Source organism: Streptomyces sp. NPDC058751, assembly GCF_042746485.1.
Lineage (GTDB): Bacteria > Actinomycetota > Actinomycetes > Streptomycetales > Streptomycetaceae > Streptomyces.
The window spans coordinates 36,711-56,390 of the sequence record NZ_JBHYPZ010000008.1 but is presented as its reverse complement, the minus strand read 5'-3'; the positions used below and the strand labels follow the sequence as shown (position 1 = coordinate 56,390).

Sequence of the window (19,680 nt, the reverse complement as noted above, 5' to 3'; positions counted from 1 at the left end):
ACCCTGAGATCACGATGACCGGGCAAGAGGTCGAGCGACGCGCTCTGCTCACCCCGGTGCTGCTCCTGCTGCTGGCCGAACGCCAAGGCCATGGCTATGAACTGGTGCAGCGCCTGGGCGCCTTCGGCTGCGAAGACGCGGACCACGCGCACGTGTACCGGTTGCTGCGGGGCATGGAGAGCAGGGGCGCGGTCACCTCGCACTGGCGCGCCTCGGAGAGCGGCCCGGCGCGCCGTGTCTACGCGATCACCCAGCAGGGCGCCATGAACCTCGCCCTGTGGTTCGTGCGCCTGGGCGACCTCCACGGCACCTTGCACCTCTTCCTGGAGCGGTACGTGCAGCTCGAGGACGTCGGTGGCCGCGCGGGGCACGACGGCGGGAGCCCGCGCGCCGGAGCGGGTCCGCCGGACCGCGCACGGCCGCCCGACCACGCGCACCCGCCCGACCACGCGCACCCGCCCGACCACGCGCACCCGCCCGGTCACGAGCGTCCGCCGGATCACATCCGCCGCATGCGCAAGTAGCGGCGGATGTCCGGCAGGTTCCGCGCGACTCCGTAGGCCAGTACGAGGCCCGCGGCCAGGCCGGCCCATTGCCATTCCATCCTTGCGTCCATCGTGGTCAGCTCCTCTGCGGTACGGAGGTGGCGCGTCGTACGAGGTCGAGCACCAGGTCGGCGGCGGCGTCCACGGCACCGGCCACCGGGGGAGTCAGGCCCATGCCCTCGCCGGTGTCGCGGGGTTCGCAGCCGATGACGTACACCCCCTCGGGGAGGGTGCCGCCCGCGCCGGCGTGCAGATCGTGCAGCAGCGCCAGCACGGTGGCGGGGTCCATGGCGTGCGTGTCCAGCGGGCCCGGGCCGGTGCGTGCCGCCGGGGGGCCGGGGCCGACGTCGATCGTGTACAGCGTGCCCGGCGGACCCCCGCGGCCGACGACGTCCACCAGGACGAGCGTCCGGTAGCCCTCCAGCAGCCGGTAGGCGAGGTGCACCCCGCGGATGCCGACGTCCATCAGCTCGACGCCGGGCGGCAGTTCGGGTCCGCGGGCGGCGAGCCGCCGTACGGTCTCCACCCCGAAGCCGTCGTCCCGGAGGAACACGTTGCCGACCCCGGCGACGAGGATCCGGCCGGTCCCGTGCCCTTCGGGCGGGGCGGGCGGGCCGGCGGGTGCGGGTGAGGGTCCGGTCATGTCGCCTCCTCCTCCCGCTCCCCCAGCGGCGCCACCTCGTCGGGCCTGAAGTAGAGGAAGCGGCCCTGGGCCCGGCGTACGTCGCCGCCGGGGTCGTCGTCCACGACGACGGCGAGGTGCGTCTCGCCGTCCAGGTCGCCCACCACCGCCTCGACCGTGGCGTGCCTGCCGCGCAGGAAGGCGTCCTGGGCGTCGGAGCGCCGGGCGCCGGGGGTGAGTCTGACCCTGCTGCCGGCTCCCACCGTCTCGCCGTCGATGACGACGACGTCGGGCACCTCGGCGGCCTCGGCGTCCTGCACCGGGTCCCACCAGGGATGCCCCGGGCCCTGGGGCAGCACCGGCCCGGTGCCGGGAGCGGCGGGAAGCGGTTCGCCCCCCGTGCCGCCCTCCGTGCCGTCGCCGGTGATCTCGCGCAGCCCGCGGATCGCCCCGTGCAGCCGTTCGCGGACCGCGCCCGGCATGGCGTCCACCAGGTCGATGACGTCGGCGGCGCGCGCGTCCGTGCCGCGGGCCTCGCGTTTCTCCCGGTCGGTGAGCGCGGCCGTGCGCAGCGAGAGGATCTCGTCGATCTCGGTGGCGTCGTAGAGGGGTCCCGGGCTCTCCTCGGCGACGGCGGGGTGGTCCTCCAGGATGATCGGCGAGGACAGCACGACGTCGTCCGCGCCGGGCGGGCCCGCGAGCACGGGCCAGGTGCGCTCGTTCCGGCAGCTCGCCGCCGCCGGACGGGCCCACTCCGGCGGGTCCGTCAGCGACAGGAACCGCCCGCCGGGAACGCCGAGCAGCAGATGGGTGCCGATCAGACTGCGGGCGAGTGCGGTCTCGCGGTCGGCCGCGGTGTGCTCCGGGACGGGGGTGGTGTTGTGCACGCCCACCGTGAGCCGCAGCACCCGGTAAGGTCCCGGCAACTCCTCGACGCGCGGGCGCAGTTCGCCCGTCAGCCGCTTTCTGCGCCGCACGAGACGGCCCAGCGTCCGGCCCTCGGCGTCGGTCACCGGCTCGTACTCCACGGAGTCGGGGAGGTCGAACCGTACGGCGTGGACGGCCGCCTGGTCGCCCGTCAGTTCGTCCAGGGACTCGTGGATCAGGACGCGTTCCTCGTGTCCCTCGTCCCAGGGCACCAGCACCCGGTCGGGCAGGTCGAGTTCGGGAACCTCCGTGTATCCGCCGTCGGCGCCCAGCCGTTCGACCGTGCGCCGCCGCACGTGCAGGAAGCGCAGTTCGGCGTGGAGCCGGTCGCCCTTGCGGGGTTCGAGGAGGCACTCGGTGCGCTGGACGGAGTGTTCTCCGGTCGCGGCGGTCCAGGCGGGCGGCACCAGGACGCCGAACTGCCAGCGCAGCTGGTTCTTCGCGGCCGAGGCACGATAGGGGTAGAGGACGTATCCCTCGAACAGCACGGCGTCCGCCACCGCGCGGGCCCGCTCGAAGCGGTCCTCCAGCGGATTGCCCATCTCAGTCGGCCCCCTTCGCGTCGGCGGTGGCGAGGAGTTCGTCGAAGACCCGCTCCCAGGACGACAGGGCGCGCTCGGACCGGTAGCGGCGCAGCGCGTCCAGCACGTCCAGCCGGACGCGCAGCCAGCCCGCGTTGGGGAAGTACTCCTCGATCAGGTTCCGCCACACGTCCACCGGCATCCGGTACGACGTCTCCTTGTGCCAGGGCACCGGCTCGGCCCGGAAGCCGTCGCGGCCGGTGAACACCGTGCCGGAGAACAGCAGGAGCAGCGGGACCTCGCCGCGGGTCAGAGCCCGGAAGTACGACGCGGACGCGACCTCGGTGTCGTAGGTGCAGGGCACCGGGAGGTCGACCTCCGTCGCGCCGGTGAACCCCGGGACCGTGATGGAGGCGTGGGCGAACTGGAGCGGCTTGAGCGTGCTGCTCCAGCGGCTCGGCTCACCGAACAGGTCGCCCAGCATGCCGACCTCCTCCGGCTCGTACGACCGTCCGGCGGGTTCGATGCGGATCTGGCAGCGCAGCGCGACGGCGTGCACCGGCCGGTGGTCCGCCTCCTCGATGCGCAGCCCGAACAGCAGCGTGGGCCCGGCTCCGTACGGTTCGGGGCGCACACCGGTGCAGGTGAACCGGAGATCGGTCACGGGGCGCCCCCGGAGTTCTCCAGCCCCCCGGAGTTCTGCACGTCCTCGGAGCTCTCCAGGGGCCGGGCGGCCGCCGTGATCCGTTCCAGGAACTCCGCGATGTCCGCGCGCGCCTCGCTGCCGCCGTCGAAGCCCTTCCAGTGCAGCCGCATCCGCCCGACCAGTTCGTAGCAGACGTCGACGGGGACGAGCGTGCAGGTCACCGCGCCGCCCCGGCCGCGGTGCAGCAGCAGCGCCTCCACGTCGGGTTCCAGCAGCCCCGCCAGCCGGCTGCGGCCGAGCACCGCGTCCCAGGTCGCCGGGTCGAGTTCGCTCTCGGTGGCGCCCGCCGGGCTCGGATAGAAGGCCGCGAGCCGGCCGAGCCCGGAGTTGCGGAAGAAGAAGGCGAGCGCGACGGGGATCTGCAGCCGGTTCCAGTCGGCCTCGTCCAGGACGAACCCGGGATCGGAGAGGTACCGGTCGGGGACCGCGCGGAAACGGCCCTGTCCCGCGCCCGGCCGGGTGAAGAGCAGATGGCAGGGCGGGCAGGAGCACTTGAGGGAGCGCCGGGAGGTGTCGACGAGGTGCCGGTGCCCGGCCGGCAGCGGCTCCCCGCACAGGTCGCAGCGCTCGCCCTTCGGCGGCGGCCTGCGGGTGAACTGCCTGAGGATGTCGGTGGTCACGGCCCCGCCCCCAGCAGCTCGCCGGGCAGCGCCACCCGTACCGACCCGTCCTCCTCCAGCAGCGGTACGGGATCCAGGTGGCCCTCCTCGCCCCGGCCCGCCCTGCGCACGTCGAACGCGGCGCCGCAGCCCGCGCACCGCAGCAGTTCGCCGTCCAGGAGCGCCGGAGCGAGTCCCGCCGAGCACAGGGGGCACGGGTCGCGGTAGGCGTACAGGTGCCCTGGCAGCCGGACCAGCAGCAGGGTGCGGCCCGCGACCTCGGTGATCCGGGTGGCGCCGTCGTCAACCGGCAGGGATCGCTGTCCCAGTTCGTACCAACGTGCCGCCTCGCCCGCCGGTCCGGACGGCGGCGCGGTACCCGGAGCGTCGTCGGGGCGGTGCGGCAGGATCTGCAGCAGCGCCGGTTCCGGGCTCTCGGCGGCCACGCCCTCGACCTCGATGTGCCCGATCTCGGGGGCGATCCGGGCGACCGCCTCCTCGATGGTCCAGCGCACGGTCTGGGTCGAGGACGGACAGCCGTCGCAGCTGCCGCGCAGCCTCAGCCGGAGCGTCGGACCGGCCGGTGTCTCCAGGTCGAGCCCGGCCACCTCGACGTCGCCCGCGTGCGAGCCGAGGTAGGGGCGGACCTTGTCGAGGGCCCGGTCCACTCTGGTCGCGGTGTCCTCGGGGTGCAGATCGTGCAGGATCAGCAGATCGCCGACGAGTTCGTCGGCGGTGAGGACGGCGAGGGGGTCCGCGCCGTCCGGGGCCGAGCGCAGCAGGCGTACGGCCCGGGCCAGGCCCTCGCCGTAGAACTCCATGAGGCAGCGCACCAGTTCGTCCGCGACGTCGCGCGCCTCCGGTCCCGCCCGTCGCGCCAGCTCGTCGAGCAGCGCACCCATCCGCTCGCCCGTCTCCTGTCCGGCCATCGGCAAGCCCTTCTCTGAGGCTCCTGAGGAAGGTCGCATCGCGAGGAGGTCGGATCGCGATGAACGTCGGATCGCGGTGGACGCCGGATCCCGGGAGGGTCAGACGGCCAGTCCGCTCAGCCCCGTCGGCATGTGCGTCTCCTCCACGGTCCGCCCGCCGCCGACGTACATGTGCACACCGCACGGCAGGCACGGGTCGAAGCTGCGGACGGCCCGCATGATGTCGATGCCCTTGAAGTTCTCGGGCGGGTTCTCCTCGAAGATGGGGGTGTTCTGCACCGCGTCCTCGTACGGGCCCGGTGTGCCGTAGCTGTCCCGCACGCTGCCGTTCCACGGTGTCGGCGGGTACGGGTGGTAGTTGGCGATCTTGCCGTCCCTGATCACCATGTGGTGGGACAGCACACCCCGGACCGCCTCGGTGAAACCGCAGCCGATCGACTCGTCCGGCACGTCGAACTTCTCCCAGGTCTGGGTGCGTCCGGCGCGCACCTCCTCCATCGCCCGTTCGGCGAAGTGGAGGGCGGCCGCGGCGGAGTACGCCTGGAAGTAGGTGCGGGCCCGGTTGCGTTCGATGGCGTTGCTCCACTGCGGGATCTTCCACTCCAGTGCCATCTCGGGCTTGGTCATCGTGCGCGGCAGGTTGATCTGCACGCTGTGCCCGGTGGCCTTGACGTAGCCGATGTCGACGAGTCCGGACAGGGCCGTGGACCACAGCCGGGCGATCGGGCCGCCACCGGTGTCCAGCGCCAGGTGGTCGGTGCCGTCGAACCAGCGCGGCGACATGACCCAGCTGTACTTGTCGTCGAAGTCCCGCTTCTGCGGCGCCGGGATGGTGTGCTGGTTCCACGGGTGCCGCTCGTCGATCGGGTTGCCGAGCGGGTCGCGTTCGACGAACTTCTCCATGCCCGACCAGTCCTCGTAGTACGAACTGCCGAGCAGGATGCGGATGCCGAGGTTGATGTCGACGAGGCTGTTGGTGACCAGCTTGCCGTCCACGACGACACCCGGGGTGACGAACATCCGCCGGCCCCAGTTCTCCATGTTCGCGTACTGGAAGTCGCAGTACTCCGGGTCGTTCAGGGCGCCCCAGCAGCCCAGCAGCACCCGGCGCCTGCCCACGTCCTCGTACCCGGGCAGCGCCTCGTAGAAGAAGTCGAAGAGGTCGTCGTGGAGCGGGACGACCCGCTTCATGAACTCCACGTAGCGGGTGAGCCGGGTCAGGTAGTCGGTGAAGAGCTGGACGGTCGCGACCGTGCCGACACCGCCCGGGTAGAGCGTGGAGGGGTGCACGTGGCGGCCCTCCATCAGACAGAACATCTCCCGTGTGTAGCGGCTGACCTGGAGCGCCTCGCGGTAGAACTCGCCCTCCAGCGGGTTCAGCGAGCGCATGATGTCGGCGATGGTGCGGTAGCCGTGGTCGGCCGCGTGCGGGGCCTCGGTGCGCTCGGCCTGTTCGAGCACGCCGGGGTTGGTCTCGCGGACCATCCGCTCGCAGTAGTCCACGCCGACCAGGTTCTCCTGGAAGATGTTGTGGTCGAACATGTACTCCGCGGCCTCGCCGAGGTTGATGATCCACTCGCCGAGGTGCGGGGGAGCCACGCCGTAGGCCATGTTCTGGGCGTAGACCGAGCAGGTGGCGTGGTTGTCGCCGCAGATGCCGCAGATCCGGCTGGTGATGAAGTGCGCGTCGCGCGGGTCCTTGCCGCGCATGAACACGCTGTAGCCGCGGAAGACGGACGAGGTGCTGTAGCACTCCGCGACCCGCTTCGCCTTGAAGTCGATCTTCGTGTGGATGCCGAGACTGCCCACGATGCGGGTGATCGGGTCCCACGACATCTCCGTGAGGCCGTCACCGGCCGGCCTGTTCGTCGCCGTCGCCATGGTGCCGCGCCGCCTTCCTGTCGAGTGTCCTGCTCAGCGGGTGGCCGTGGTCACCACGGCGCCTTGTAGCCGGTCGTGAGCTCCTCGCCCCGGCCGCGCCACTTCGGTTCCTTGTCGACGGTCTTCGCGGTGATGCTCCGCAGGCGCCGGATGACGGATCCGTAGATCCCGCTCGCCGTCGTGGACACGTGGCCGCCCGGCGGCTCGTCCATGAACGGCATGAACTTGTCGGGGAAGCCCGGCATGGTGCAGGCGATGCAGATCCCGCCGACGTTCGGGCAGCCGCCCACGCCGTTGATCCAGCCGCGCTTGGGCACGTTGCACTTGACCACCGGGCCCCAGCAGCCGAGTTTGACCAGGCACTCGGGAGACCCGTACTCGGTGGCGAACTGCCCCTGCTCGTAGTAGCCGGCCCGGTCGCAGCCCTCGTGCACCGTGGCGCCGTAGAGCCAGGTCGGCCGCAGCTCCTCGTCCAGCGGGATCATCGGTGCCGCGCCCGCCGCCTGGTACAGCAGGTAGAGAAACGTCTCGGAGGCGTTGTCCGGGTGCACGGGGCAGCCCGGTACGCAGACGATCGGGATGCCCGCCTTGGACTTCCACTCCCAGCCCAGGTAGTCCGGCACGCCCATCGCGCCGGTCGGATTGCCGGCCATCGCGTGGATACCGCCGTACGTCGCGCAGGTGCCGATGGCGACCACGGCGAGCGCCTTGGGGGCGAGCCGGTCCAACCACTCGCTGGTGGTGACCGGCTGGCCGGTCTCGGGATCGTCCCCGAAGCCGCACCAGTAGCCCTCGGGCTTGACCCGCTCGTTCGGAACCGACCCCTCGACGACCAGCACGAAGGGCTCCAGCTCGCCCCGGTCGGCCTTGAAGAACCATTCGATGAACGTGTCGGCGCCCTCCACGGGCCCGCACTCGAAGTCGATCAGGGGCCAGTGCACCGCCACCTTGGGCAGTCCCGGCAGGGCGCCGAGCGCCAGTTCCTCGATGCTCGGCTGGGTCGCGGCGGTCAGCGAGACCGAATCCCCGTCGCAGCTCAGCCCCGCGTTGATCCAGAGAATGTGGACGGTCGGGTCCTCCTGCGCGTCCTCCTGCGCGGCCGGGCCCGCCGTCGTCGCGGTCGGGGCGTCCATGAGCCCTCCTGGGATCAGCTCATTCGGGTCGTAGCTGGCCGGGCGGCCTTTTCCATGGTTGCCGCCCGGGAGCGGCGGCGGTAAGTGCGAACGGGCCCTATCGCCACGGCGCACTCTCGGGCGACGCGCGTACGGGGCGGTGGCGGCGCGCGTACGGGGCGGCGGCGCGGCAGGACGGCGCAAAATGTTCGCAGAATTGCTGGGTATTTTGTTAACAATCTTGTAGCGTGCGTGACGCCTTGGGCCCGAGGTGTCAGTGGATCGCTTGTCAGTGGATCACTTGCTACGCAACAAGAGGAGACCCCATGCAATGGCTCTCGGAATCCTCCGGTCGAGCGGCCTCCACCCGCCCGGCGGGTGGAGGGGAAAGGCGTGCTCCCGGCCGCGGGGGCCGAGCGAGGAGCATGGCGATAGCGGGCTCCCTCGCCCTGACGGCGCTCGCGGTGCCCTCGTCCGCGGTCGCCGCCCAGGGGCGGAACGCCTCGCACGTCCATGTCGTGGATCCCGAGGACGCCGCCCTGGCCTTCGACGCCGGCGCCTACACGACGCTCACCGTCACGGTCGACGGGCAGCCGGTCGAGGTCCGCGCCTACAAGGAGCTCTGCTACGTCGCCGACCCGGTCGCCGCGGCCGCGCAGCAGACCGGCGTCAACGGTTCCACCACGATCGCCGACACCCGCTGCGGCTACGAGAGCATGAACGTCTTCGTGCCCGAGAGCGCCTTCGGCGACCAGCGCGCGCCGGTCTACTTCGCGGTGAACAACGGCGGCTGGATGGCCAGTTACCTCAGAGCGAGTGTCACCGACGGCTCGTCCTACAACAGCGCGACGAGCAACGTCGGCGCGGCGCTGAAGGCCGGGTTCGTCTTCGTGGACGTCGCCAGCCGCAGCCGCGGGCTGATCGGCGCCGACGGCTCCTCGCCGGGCAAGGCACCCGCCGCCGTGGTCGACGCCAAGGCCGCGGTCCGCTACTTGCGCCTCAACGACGCCGCCATGCCCGGCAGCGCCGAGCGGATCGTCGTCAACGGCACCAGCGGCGGCGGCGCCCTGTCCTCGATCCTGGGCGCCGCGGGCAACAGCGCCGAGTACGACCCCCACCTCGCCGCGATCGGCGCGGCCGGCATCGGCCCCAGGGGCCGCAGCACCCTGCGCGACGACGTGTTCGCGGTCAACGCGTACTGCCCGATCACCGACCTCGGCAACGCCGACGCCGCCTACGAATGGCTCTACAACGTCCTCGGCACCCGCGACGCGACCGGTTCCAACGCCACTCCCGGCGACGCGGCCGGGATCGCGGCCGGGTTCCCCGCGTACGAGAAGGGCCTCAAGCTCCGCAACCCCGACGGATCCAGGCTCACCGCGGACAACATGCTCGACACCATCAGGAGCGAGGTCGTCCGTTCCGCGGAGACCTACATGTCGGCCGACCCGGCCAACACCGTTCCGGCGCTCGGGGCCACCTTCGACATCACCTCGGGCGGGCCCGGCGGGTCCACCACGAAGTCGTACGTGAACGACTGGATCGACGTCGACAACGCGGCGGACAAGGTGCTGTCGGTCGACATGGCGAAGTACCTCGCGTTCGTCGCCACCCAGGCCAGGCTGAAGACGACGCCCGCCTTCGACGCCGTGGGCGTGCACGGGAACACCACCAGCCGGACGGAGACCAACCTCTTCGGCCCGTACACCCGGACGTACATGAACTACACCGAGTGGAGCTGGAACCACAACGACGTCGCCGGTGACGGCAGCGGCACCGACGACACCGGGCTGACCTGGGACCAGTACACCGGCAGGAGGAGCACGACCCTCGACGACCAGATCCACCTGATCGACCCGATGGACTTCGTCGGCACGAGCGCCGACACCGCGCCCCACTGGTACGTCCGCAACGGCACGCGCGACCGGGACACCTCGTTCATCGTCTCGATCAACCTGGACCGGGCGCTGAAGGCGGACGAGCAGGTCGAGGACGTCGACTACCGGCTCGCCTGGAACCAGCCGCACGCCGGCAACTACGACGTGCCGGAGGCCATGGCCTGGATCGCCGAGGTGGTCCGCAGGGCCGGCGACCCGCTCACCACCGGCCACCACGGCTCGCACTAGCCGCACCGGGGCTCCGGGCGGTACCGGCCGGAGCCCTGGCCCGGCGGCCCGCTACCCGGCCCCCGATCCGCCGGCTCCCGCCGGTTCGCCGTCCGCCGGGTCCGGAGTCATCGCCTCCCAGCGGATCGTCATGTATCCCTCTCCGTCCGCGGGAGGCCGGGTCCACGAGCGGGTGGTGAACGTGTGCAGCCGCCCGCGCCGGATCGCGTGCCGCGGCAGACGGACGCCGAACTCCCGGGCCACCGCCTCGAGCAGCGGCCGTTCCGCCCCGGCGTCGTCCTCCGGGCCGCCGAAGAACCGGTCCGGGTCCAGCGCCTCCGGTATCTCCCCGGTCCGCCGGACCTCTCCGTCCGCGTACGTGAACGCGTACTGCTCGGCACCGTCCCGCGCCACCGAGAGGTGGAAGAACGACTCGCTTCGCCCCGTTCTCAGACCGCTCCACACCACCACCGCGCGGGTCCCCGCGCCGGCGCCCGCCGCGGGGGAGACGAACCGCCGCCGGTCGAAGGGGGCCGGGTCGCCGTCGTAGGCGAAGCTCCAGCCGTTTCCGGCCCGGCCGACCGCCACCAGGGCCCTGTCGTCGTAGGAGGAGAACTCCCTCTTCCCGCGCGGCGATCCGCCGCGCGCCTCCCGGAGGGTCATGGGTCCGTCGAGCCGCGCGGCGCCCTCGTCGGCGAGGCGGTCGGGCAGTTCCCACGGCTCCACGCCCTCCACCAGGACGAACCGGCAGGACGCGCGGCCGCCGCCCTGGTGCGGCTCCGCGAGCCACGCCAGGCCGCCCGGGTCGAGGCCGGGCGTCGGTCCCGGTGCCTCGCCGGTCCGCCCGCCCCTCGGTGTGGACAGCAGTTCCCGGCCCCGCTCCGGAGTCAGCAGCGGCCCGAGCACGGGATCGGCCACCCATCCCAGCGGTGCCAGATGGTCCGGCCCCAGCGGCTCCCACAGGGGCACCGCGTCCCTGAGCGTCCGCCACGCCCCGTCGGTGTCTCCCCACCGCGCCAGCTCCCGCGCCCGCTCGACCGCCTCCCCGAACGGTCCGGCCGGTGCGTAGCGGTAGGTTCCGCTCCTCACCCGATCCAGCGTCGCGTGGGCGAGTGACACCAAGTCGTCGTCGGCGCCCCGCAGATGGAACTTCAGCGTGGAGTCGTCCCAGTGCGGGTGCGCCGCGTGTTCGGCGACCAGGGGCGGCAGCAGGTCGGGCGCGTACCGATGGCCCGTCACCAGGTCCTCGAAATACACCATGGAGGTCCTGCCGAGCAGACGCCGTATCTGGTCGCCCAGACCTGCGGCACGTGGCCTGCCGTAACCCCTGGCCTCGTCCAGCCTCGCCACGGCCCGCTCCCAGCCGCCGCACAGCGCTTCCCGCCGGGCCTCCTCGACCCGGGCGTCCTGCTCGCGCGTCGTGTCGTTGACGAACTCCGGCTCGCCCTCACCCGGCCGCGCCCGCAGGCAGTGGAACTCCCGGTGCATCTCCCGCATGAACTCGAGGAAGCTCGCGTGCCGTTCGGGCGGCGCGGCCCGCCAGCTCGCCCACGTGTACACGGCCCACTCGCCGTCCTCGTCCACGTCCTCGGGATCCATGAGCACGTAGGTGGCGTCGGACTCCACGTCGAGCTGCAGTCCGCGTCGCCAGATGCCCGCCTCCCGGCGCTCCTCGGGCCCGGCGTCCTCGTCCAGATGCTCCTCGAACGATTCCCCGAGCCCCGACGCGTCGTCGTGCCAGTCGGCGTCCTGGGTCCCGGCCAGCAGCCACACGAACCCGCCCGCGTGCCGCCAGCCGTCGGTGACCTCGAGGAACTCCCGGTAAGACGGGGGCATCCGCCGGCCCAGACGCTCCTCCATGGCGGCGACGCGCTCCTCGGACGCGGGCGGGAACCCCAGCCACCGTGCCTGCCGGGCGCTCTCCTCGTCCTCGCTCCGCGTCTCGTCGTCGGGCAGTGAATCCGCCCACTCCCCGCTCCACTTGAGCAGGAAGGACCGCCAGTCGAATGCCGTGGATCCGCTCATGGACCCGATGCTGTCACCCGCCACCGACAACGCCTTCGGTCACCACCATTGCCGACCCCGCCACGCCTCGCTATGTTAATCGGAAATCACATCCCTGCTACAAGGTGCTCCATGAATCGATCGTGCAACTGGCAAGTTTCACAACGTACTTGGAATGATCTGACCTTCAGGGAAGCAGGTTAAGTCAATGGAAAACCTCAGCAGGAGAAAGGCCCTGTCGCTCGGTGTCGCACTCGGTCTCGTGGGCGTCGCGAACCCTGTCCGTGCGTGGGCCTCGACGGGCTCGGCGACCGGAGCCGCCGCGGCGGCCGGTCCCGAGTGGATCTGGGACGGCGCCGCCGACCCCCTGATGGCCTCGATGCTCGACGGCGGACACGTGCCGGCGATCAACGCGGCGTGGGCGTCGTGGGTGAACAACGACGACCCGCTGCCCAGCGGCGTGCCGGCCGAGTTCACCGCCTACCTGCGGCAGGTCAACGTGCTGCCCGCCTGGGCCGACCCCGTCAAGCTGGCCCGCGCCGCCGACTTCAACCGGCGCAGGGACACGTACCTCTTCATGCTGTACGGCCTCGGCAGCGGCATCATGAGCACCGTGATCCCGCGCGAGGCCAAGAGCGTCTACTGGTCCGCGGGCGGCGCCGACATGCAGGACCGCGCGGCCAAGACGTTCACCTTCGGCTACGACCTGTCCCAGCTGGGAGCCTTCGAGCCGACGGGACAGTTCGTCGTCACCGCCAACAAGACGCGCGTGGTGCACGCCGCGGTGCGCCACCTGCTGCCGCGGTCGCCGCACTGGCGCGCGGTCGCCGACGAGACCGTCCCGATCAGCGCCGCCGACATCCTGGTCACCTTCCACAGCCTCGGCACCTACGTGCACAGGAAGCTGCTCGACTGGAAGATCCCCTTCCCGGCCGCGGACCAGGAGGCGTTCCTGCACTCGTGGCAGGTCGCCGTCCACCTGCTCGGGGTGCCGGACGAGCACATCCCCCGGACCTGGGCGGCCGCCGAGGCGCAGTCGGCGCAGGTGCTCACCCCGATCCTCACCCCGTCGACCGAGGGCATCGCCCTGGCCGGGGAACTGCTCGGCCTGACCGCGCAGATCGACCTCGGCGTCACGCGGGGGTTCCTGAACGAGTTCGTGCGCTACGTCCTCAGCGACCAGGTCGGCGACTGGCTGGGACTGCCGCGCGACTACGCGGCGGCGGCCCTGATCCGCACCGCGTGGCCCGCGTACGTCCTGTTCCGCGAAGGGCTGTCGCCCGTCATGCCCGGCACCTTCTACATGGTCGACCAGTTCATACGCGCCCTGGCCATGCTGTTCCTCAACAAGGGCGGCTCCGGGACCACCACCCCCATCACGATCCCCACCGCGAACAGGGCCGCCTGAACCGTCGGTCCGGTCCCGCCCGTACCCGCCCCACGGTCCGGGGGCGGGCGGAGACGGGGGACCGGTCAGAGCCCCAAGGCCCCCACGGCCAGGGCGGTGGCGGCCTCGCGATGGGCCGGGGTGTCCCGCCAGCGCAGTCTGCGCCCGGCCTCGACCACCACGCCGAAGCCCGCGTGCACCAGCACCCGGGCCTGGCGCGGGTCCAGCTCCGGCCGGGCCAGCCGCAACTGCTGCTCCCAGACGGCGATGTGGTCCCGCTGCGCGAGGACCAGCGGCCGCCGCAGGCCGGCCGGCAGGCCCGCGAGCTCGGCCTCGGCGACGCTGTTGAGCTCCGTGCACTCGAAGCTGTAGGCCACGTACGTCGCCGCCAGCGCCACGACGGCCTCGCGCGGCCCGGCCACCCCGCGCAGACTCCGTTCCACCCCCTGGGCCAGCAGCCCCGCCGCCTGGAGGCACGCGGCCGCCAGGATGTCGATCTTTCCGGGGTAGTGGCGGTAGAGCGCCGACGGGGTCAGCCCCACCGCCTCCGCGATCTGTCCGTTCGTCACGTTGGCGAAGCCGTTCCGGGCGAACAGCGGGACGGAGGCCGCCAGTATCTCAGCGCGCCGTGTGCGCGGCACCGGCCGGGCGGGCGGCTCGACGGGGTGCGCGCCGGGCGTGCCCGCCTCCGGATCCGTCGCGGCCACGCGCAGCGCGGACGCCAGCAGCAGTTCCTCGGCCCGGCGCTGGGCGATGGAGGTGTGGTGCATCGTGACGGACCCGATCGCCCCGAGAGCCGCCGTGGCCCGCAACCGCCGGCCGGGCAGTGGATGCTCGCGCTGCGCGGCCTCCTCGACCCGCCCGACGAGGCGGCCGAACTTCACCGCGAGACGCCGGCGGTCCTCGCGGTCCAGGTAGCGGGCCTCCCACCGGTACACACCGCCCGACGCGCGATGGGCGACGGTGACCCGGGTGACGGCGGTGAGCACCTCCGCCAGTGACGCCTCGGCCGGCACCTCGTCGAGGGCGGCGACCAGTCCGTCCACCATGACGTGGGCGCACTCGGCGAACAGCGCGTACTTGTTGGGGAAGTGCCGGTACAGGGCGGCCGCCGTGATGCCCACGCCGGCGGCGACCTCCTCCATGGACGCGTTGTGGTAGCCGCGCTCGCTGAAGACCCGCCCGGCCGCCTCGACGATGAGCCGCTTGCGGTTGCGGGGCCGGGTCGCCGCGACCGGTCCCGCGGTCGCGGACGGACGGGCGGACGGGGAGGCGGGAGCCATGCCGGTCAGTCAATCACACGCCGTCAGAAGGCCCGGCTTCCTCGGACCATAGGGTGTGTTACAAAGACATGTCCGGCGTATCAGAGACTCTCACGGAATGGCCGGCCGGTATCGTGTGGAGCACCATGAGAGCTGACACGAACGACGCGTTGCTCGCCCGGGCCCTCGACCGGCCGGAGCCGGAGGACCGTACGGAGCGCCGGATCCTCGACGCGGCGCTGGAACAGTTCACCCTCCTGGGGCTGCGCCGCTCCTCCGTGGACGATGTCGCCAAGCGGGCCGGCGTCTCCCGGGTCACCGTCTACCGGCGCTTCCAGACCAAGGACAAACTGGTCGAGGACACCCTGCTGCGCGAGCTCGGCCGGTTCTTCCAGCGGCTGGACTCGGCGGTGGCGGCGCTGCCCACCATGAAGGAGCGGGTCGTCGAGGGCTTCGTCGTCGCCCTGCGCCACACCCGCGCCCATCCGCTCTTCGGGGGCCTCCTGCGCCTCGAACCCGAGGTGGTGCTGCCCTATCTGACCGTGCAGGGCAGCTCGTCGCTCTCCGCGACGGTCGAGTACCTGACGGCCCATCTGCTCCGCGCGCAGCAGGCCGAGGACCGTCCCGGCGACGACCCGCGTCCGGTCGCCGAGCTGATGGTCCGGGTCGCCGTGTCCTTCCTGCTCAACCCGGCCGGCTGCATCGAGATGGAGGACGAGGACCAGGCGCGGGCCTTCGCCCGCCGGTACCTGGCCCCGCTGCTGGACGCCTGAGCGGCCCGGGCTTTCGGCGCGGCCGGCCCGGCCGGGCGCCACCCGGCCGTTCAGCGGCGCCGGTGCAGCGCCCTGGCCAGGCGTATCGCGCGCTCCCGCGTGGCGGCCGGAACCGTGAAGGACGTCAGCACGACCGGCGGGGCGAACCGCTGCACCGTGGTCGACTGCACGGAGGTGAAGGCGCGCAGCCCCTCCTCGCCGTGGATCCGGCCGAAGCCGGAGTCCTGCGAACCGCCGAACGGCAGCGCCGGCACCGCGGCGAAACCCAGCACCGAGTTCACCGACACCGCCCCCGCCCGCAGCCGCGCCGCGATCGCCGCGCCGGTACGCCCGTTGCGGCAGAACACCGCGGCTCCCAGGGCGTAGCGCGAGGAGTTGGCCCGCTCCACCGCCTCGTCCACGTCGGCCACCTGATTGATCGACACGACCGGCCCGAAGGTCTCCTCGGCCATCGCCGCCGCGTCCTCCGGGACACCGGTCAGCACGACCGGCGCGACGTACGGGGCGCGTACCGACTCGGGCCCGCCCAGCAGGGCGCGCGCACCCGCCGAGACCGCGTCGGTCACGTGCCGCTCGACGACCGAGACCTGGCCCGGCAGGGTCATCGGACCGTAGGGGGCGTCCGCCCCGGCGCCCGGGCGCAGCGCTCCGGCCCGCTCGACCACCCGCTCGCACAGCGCCGCGTGGACCTCCCGCACCGCGTAGACCCGTTCCACTCCCGCGCAGGTCTGCCCCGCGTTGCTCAGCGCTCCCCACACGATCGCGTCGGCGGCCGCCTCCAGGTCCGCGTCCGCGGTGACGATCACCGCGTCCTTGCCCCCGCACTCGGCGAGGAACGGTGTCAGCGTCTCGGCGCACACCGCCATCACCTTGCGGGCCGTCCCCGGCGAACCGGTGAACGCCAGCTTGTCGACCCCGGACCGGGCCAGGGCGTCCCCGGTGGAGGCCGCGCCGGTGACGGTGGTGAGCAGCCCGGCGTGCCCGGGCACGGCGGCGTCGAAGAGCTCGGCGAGCAGGACACCGGTGCCCGGGGTCAGCTCGGACGGCTTGAAGACCACGGCGTTCCCCGCGGCCAGGGCGTAGCCGACGGAGCCCATCGGGGTGTACAGGGGGTAGTTCCAGGGGCCGATCACCCCGATCACGCCCAGCGGCCGGTGCACCAGCGAGGCCCGCTGGTGGACGGCGAACAGCCCGGTGCCGACCTTCCGTCGGCGCAGCACGCGGTCGGCGTTGCGGGCCGCCCAGCCCAGGTGCTCCAGCGTGAGGACGACCTCCAGCGCGGCGTCGCCGGCCGGCTTGCCGGTCTCGGCGGCGATGGTGCCGGCCACGGCGTCCAGGTCGGCGGCGAGGGCCTTCTTCCAGCGCAGGAGGTGGTCACGGCGCCGGGACGCGGGCAGCGCCGCCCAGCCCGTCTGGGCGCCCCGGGCCCGGGCCACGGCGCGGGCGACCTCTTCCGGACCGCTCACCGGGTGCGCGGCGATCGGCTCGCCGGTCGCGGGGGAGCGCGTGGTGAAGGTCGCGGCGCGAGGTGCGGTGGCCGGGGTGGTGTCGGTCATCGGGTCTCCTGACGGGGAGCGGGGGGAGCGGGGGGAATGGGGGGAGCGGACGGCCGCGCCCGGGCGGAGGGCTGTCCGGGCGGCGTCTCGTCCGGGAGGGGGGCCGGCGGGCGGGCGTGTGCCCAGTGCGGACCCAGGTCGTCCAGGGTCCAGCCGAAGGGATAGGTGCGTGCCTCGGGCCGCCGCGGGAACCGTTCCGGCCGCGCGGGCAGCAGTCTGATCAGCACGGCCCGGGCGCGTAACGCGCGGTGGACGGCGGTGCGCAGCCGGCGCGGCTCCGGGGGGAAGCCGAGGGCCTCGAGCAGGGGTTCGTCGAGGACGGCGAGCGCGACCCGGGAGGCCAGACGCCGTGCGGGTGCCGGGTACCACGAGGCCATGATCCGCAGGGTGGCGGCGGCGACCCTGCGGTTGGCGGGGTCGTAGGCGAACATCTCCCGCTCGTAGTCGTCGTGGAAGCGTTCGAACGCGGCGTAGGTGTCGGGCACGCCGGGGATGCCCATCATCTCGCCCGTCCGCCGGCCCACCAGCGCCAGGCTCTCGGTCTCCTGCTCGGACAGGCGCCGCCAGCCGAACCGGTCGATCCACCGCTTGGGTCCCACCACCGTGGTCGCCAGGACGTAGAGGAAGTCCTCGTCGGCTATCCGGTAGCGGCCGTGGATGCGGTTCAGATGGCGGGCGGCCGCCCGGCCGTGCTCCGAGTCCATCCCCTCGCGGACCATCTCGTACATGAGCAGCACCGTGTCGTCGTACCGCTTCTGGCCGGCGCGTTCGAACTCCTGGGTCCGGTCCAGGAGTCGGGAGATGCGCGGGACGCCGTAGTCGCGCAGGAACGCGATCGACGTCCCGTGGAGATAGTCGCGCGGGAACTCGTAGTGGACGATCCAGCGGTAGATCTGCTCGAAGTCCTGGCGCGGATCCATCCGCTGGATGCGGCGGAGCCGGCTGTAGCGGCCCATGGGGTCCCTCCTGCCGGAATCGCGGCCGCCGGCTCGCGGCGCGGGCGGCCAGATCTGCGGACTGCTGACGTTCGGGTGACGTTCAGGTCGGGATGGCGAAGGGGGGACCCCCGCGATGAGTCGATGATACTGAAAGTATTGAGTTGTTTCATGGGGCGTCAATACGCGGGACGTCGCGACCGTCCTGACCGAGAGGCGGCGGCTCCGGAAGAGGCTCGCGGAGCGTCAGATCCCACCGGTGCCCCGCCATTCGGGTCGAATGTCCGAATCACCCTCTTGCGTGCCGGGTGTCGCAGGGTCCGGCCCGGCGTGGTCGACTCGGCCGCGGGGCGGAGATCTCCAGGGAGTGCGGGCGCGCGTCGATGCCGGCCGGGTGCTTGCCGATCGAGTCCGTCTCGCGCAGGGGTCATGGCTGCTCGGTCCGCCATTGCCCGTTTGTTCCGTAAATGGCCCAGCTGTTGCGTGGGGCGAAAGGCAATGCGTACATGCCGATGAATCGCACGACCGATGTTCCGAGACACCGCCGCCCTCGCACAGTGCGAACGAAATGGGGTGCGCTCGTGGTCGCCGCCGCCGCGATCGCCGGAGGCGTCCTTGCGCAGACGGACCGGGCGGAAGCCGCCGTGCCCCGCGTCGTGGTCGAATCCCTGTCCGTTTCGGCGACCCCTGACGGACGGTCCAGGGCCACCGCCGAGGTCCGCAGCACCAGAACGGTCCGATTGCAGGCGCTGGCTGTCGCCGTGCGATCCGAGCGGGGCGGCCGCTACGACTTCCCCGGAGCCGCCGCGACGACGCTGGGAACCCGGTCCACCACGTACACCTCGGGCTCTCGCACGTTCCCGGCCGGCACCTATACGTATTTCGTGGTGTACAAGTTCCACGACCGCTGGCACAGCCTCTCTCCGGTGAAATCCTTCACCACCGGCACCACCGGCACCACCGCGACGCCGGCCGCTTCGACTCCCGCGAGCACGGCCACACCACCCGCACCCCCCTCGCCGACGTCACCGGCGGCCTCGACACCGGCTGCGACACCGACGCGCCCCGCGCCGCCCGCGGCGGCCGCCATGCCCGTCGGTATCGGCGGTACATGGCGCCGGGTCTTCAGCGACGAATTCAACGGCTCCCGTCTCGACGGTTCCAAGTGGAACGCGAACTGGTTCGGTTGCCCCGGGTGTGTCACCAAGCCGGTGAACTCCGCCGAGGCGTCCGCCTATTCCCCGTCCCAGGCCAGGGTCCGTCGCGGAGCGCTCCACCTCAAGCTCGTCGAGCAGCCGACCACGGTCGACGGGACGACGTATCCGTATGTCTCCGGGCTGGTGAACAGCAACGGAAAGGCCCAGTTCACCTACGGTGCTTTCGAGGCGCGCATCAACACGCCCTCGGTCGGGTCGCAGATGGCCAACTGGCCCGCGTTCTGGACGGACGGACAGAACTGGCCGACGGACGGCGAGATGGACATCCTGGAAGGCCTGGGCGGCTCCGCCTGTTACCACTTCCATTCCCCGGCGGGCGGTCTGGGAGGCTGCGTCCCGGGCACCTACTCCGGCGGCTGGCACACGTTCGGCGCCGAGTGGAAGCCGGGCTCCGTCACCTACTACTACGACGGGAAGCAGGTCGGTCAGATCACCTCCGGGATCACTTCCGCCCCGATGTACCTGATCCTCAACAACGGCATCAACCTCGGCCACAGCGCGACCAATGTGGCTCCCGCCGACATGATGGTCGACTACGTGAGGGTCTGGCAGCGCTGACCCCACCGCCGCGCCCGTCACCGGGGCGCGGCGTACGTCCG

General features: G+C 72.1%; 17 protein-coding genes. 5 read left to right on the top strand and 12 right to left on the bottom strand.

Features of this window, described 5'->3' with window-relative positions; translation table 11 throughout:
• Positions 1-14 precede the first annotated feature (14 nt).
• Positions 15-524: a helix-turn-helix transcriptional regulator gene (locus ACFW6B_RS10140; protein ID WP_386594016.1), complete on the top strand. Its 510-nt coding sequence runs from the start codon at positions 15-17 to the stop codon at positions 522-524.
• Here ACFW6B_RS10140 and ACFW6B_RS10135 read toward each other — a convergent pair.
• The 8 genes from ACFW6B_RS10135 to ACFW6B_RS10100 form a co-directional block, all read right to left on the bottom strand.
• Positions 500-616: a DUF6893 family small protein gene (locus ACFW6B_RS10135; RefSeq protein ID WP_386594014.1), complete on the bottom strand. Its 117-nt coding sequence runs from the start codon at positions 614-616 to the stop codon at positions 500-502. The two genes, ACFW6B_RS10140 and ACFW6B_RS10135, sit on opposite strands and share 25 nt — an antisense overlap.
• Positions 617-621: 5 nt before the next feature.
• A complete protein-coding gene (locus ACFW6B_RS10130; protein ID WP_386594012.1) occupies positions 622-1,188 on the bottom strand; it encodes a hydrogenase maturation protease in 567 nt (188 codons plus the stop codon).
• Positions 1,185-2,636 (bottom strand): hypothetical protein, encoded by a 1,452-nt coding sequence (locus ACFW6B_RS10125; protein ID WP_386594010.1) that lies wholly within the window; start codon positions 2,634-2,636, stop codon positions 1,185-1,187. The genes ACFW6B_RS10130 and ACFW6B_RS10125 overlap by 4 nt, the downstream gene beginning before the upstream one ends.
• A gap of 1 nt (position 2,637) precedes the next feature.
• Complete coding sequence (locus ACFW6B_RS10120) at positions 2,638-3,279, bottom strand: DUF6084 family protein (protein ID WP_386594008.1); 642 nt, start codon at positions 3,277-3,279, stop codon at positions 2,638-2,640.
• Positions 3,276-3,941: a DUF5947 family protein gene (locus tag ACFW6B_RS10115; RefSeq protein WP_386594006.1), complete on the bottom strand. Its 666-nt coding sequence runs from the start codon at positions 3,939-3,941 to the stop codon at positions 3,276-3,278. The genes ACFW6B_RS10120 and ACFW6B_RS10115 overlap by 4 nt, the downstream gene beginning before the upstream one ends.
• Complete coding sequence (locus ACFW6B_RS10110) at positions 3,938-4,849, bottom strand: NifU family protein (protein WP_386594004.1); 912 nt, start codon at positions 4,847-4,849, stop codon at positions 3,938-3,940. Before ACFW6B_RS10110 ends, ACFW6B_RS10115 begins: the two co-directional genes overlap by 4 nt.
• Before the next feature lie 99 nt (positions 4,850-4,948).
• Complete coding sequence (locus ACFW6B_RS10105; RefSeq protein WP_386594002.1) at positions 4,949-6,730, bottom strand: nickel-dependent hydrogenase large subunit; 1,782 nt, start codon at positions 6,728-6,730, stop codon at positions 4,949-4,951.
• 50 nt (positions 6,731-6,780) lie between these two features.
• Positions 6,781-7,863, bottom strand: coding sequence for a hydrogenase expression protein HypE (locus ACFW6B_RS10100; RefSeq protein ID WP_386594000.1), 1,083 nt, complete (start codon positions 7,861-7,863; stop codon positions 6,781-6,783).
• 404 nt (positions 7,864-8,267) lie between these two features.
• Between ACFW6B_RS10100 and ACFW6B_RS10095 the strand changes: the two genes are divergently transcribed.
• Positions 8,268-9,968: a subtype B tannase gene (locus tag ACFW6B_RS10095; protein ID WP_386593998.1), complete on the top strand. Its 1,701-nt coding sequence runs from the start codon at positions 8,268-8,270 to the stop codon at positions 9,966-9,968.
• Positions 9,969-10,019: 51 nt separating this feature from the next.
• On the opposite strand, the gene ACFW6B_RS10090 is transcribed toward ACFW6B_RS10095, so the two are convergent.
• A complete protein-coding gene (locus ACFW6B_RS10090; protein ID WP_386593996.1) occupies positions 10,020-11,972 on the bottom strand; it encodes an SMI1/KNR4 family protein in 1,953 nt (650 codons plus the stop codon).
• A 187-nt stretch (positions 11,973-12,159) separates the two neighbouring features.
• On the opposite strand from ACFW6B_RS10090, the gene ACFW6B_RS10085 reads away from it, so the two are divergent.
• Positions 12,160-13,359 (top strand): oxygenase MpaB family protein, encoded by a 1,200-nt coding sequence (locus tag ACFW6B_RS10085; protein ID WP_386593994.1) that lies wholly within the window; start codon positions 12,160-12,162, stop codon positions 13,357-13,359.
• A 65-nt stretch (positions 13,360-13,424) separates the two neighbouring features.
• Here ACFW6B_RS10085 and ACFW6B_RS10080 read toward each other — a convergent pair whose 3' ends face one another.
• Positions 13,425-14,621 carry a TetR/AcrR family transcriptional regulator gene (locus ACFW6B_RS10080; protein WP_386593992.1) on the bottom strand — a complete coding sequence of 399 codons (1,197 nt, stop codon included), beginning with the start codon at positions 14,619-14,621 and terminating at the stop codon, positions 13,425-13,427.
• A gap of 125 nt (positions 14,622-14,746) precedes the next feature.
• Between ACFW6B_RS10080 and ACFW6B_RS10075 the strand changes: the two genes are divergently transcribed.
• A complete protein-coding gene (locus tag ACFW6B_RS10075; RefSeq protein WP_386593990.1) occupies positions 14,747-15,373 on the top strand; it encodes a TetR/AcrR family transcriptional regulator in 627 nt (208 codons plus the stop codon).
• Between the two features lie 50 nt (positions 15,374-15,423).
• Here ACFW6B_RS10075 and ACFW6B_RS10070 read toward each other — a convergent pair whose 3' ends face one another.
• A complete protein-coding gene (locus tag ACFW6B_RS10070) occupies positions 15,424-16,929 on the bottom strand; it encodes an aldehyde dehydrogenase family protein (protein ID WP_386593988.1) in 1,506 nt (501 codons plus the stop codon).
• Entirely contained in the window at positions 16,926-17,885 is a 960-nt protein-coding gene (locus ACFW6B_RS10065; protein WP_386593986.1) for an oxygenase MpaB family protein, read from the bottom strand. Before ACFW6B_RS10065 ends, ACFW6B_RS10070 begins: the two co-directional genes overlap by 4 nt.
• 536 nt (positions 17,886-18,421) lie before the next feature.
• Between ACFW6B_RS10065 and ACFW6B_RS10060 the strand changes: the two genes are divergently transcribed.
• On the top strand, positions 18,422-19,639 hold the full coding sequence (locus ACFW6B_RS10060; RefSeq protein WP_386593984.1) for a family 16 glycosylhydrolase: 1,218 nt from the start codon (positions 18,422-18,424) through the stop codon (positions 19,637-19,639).
• Positions 19,640-19,680 lie beyond the last annotated feature (41 nt).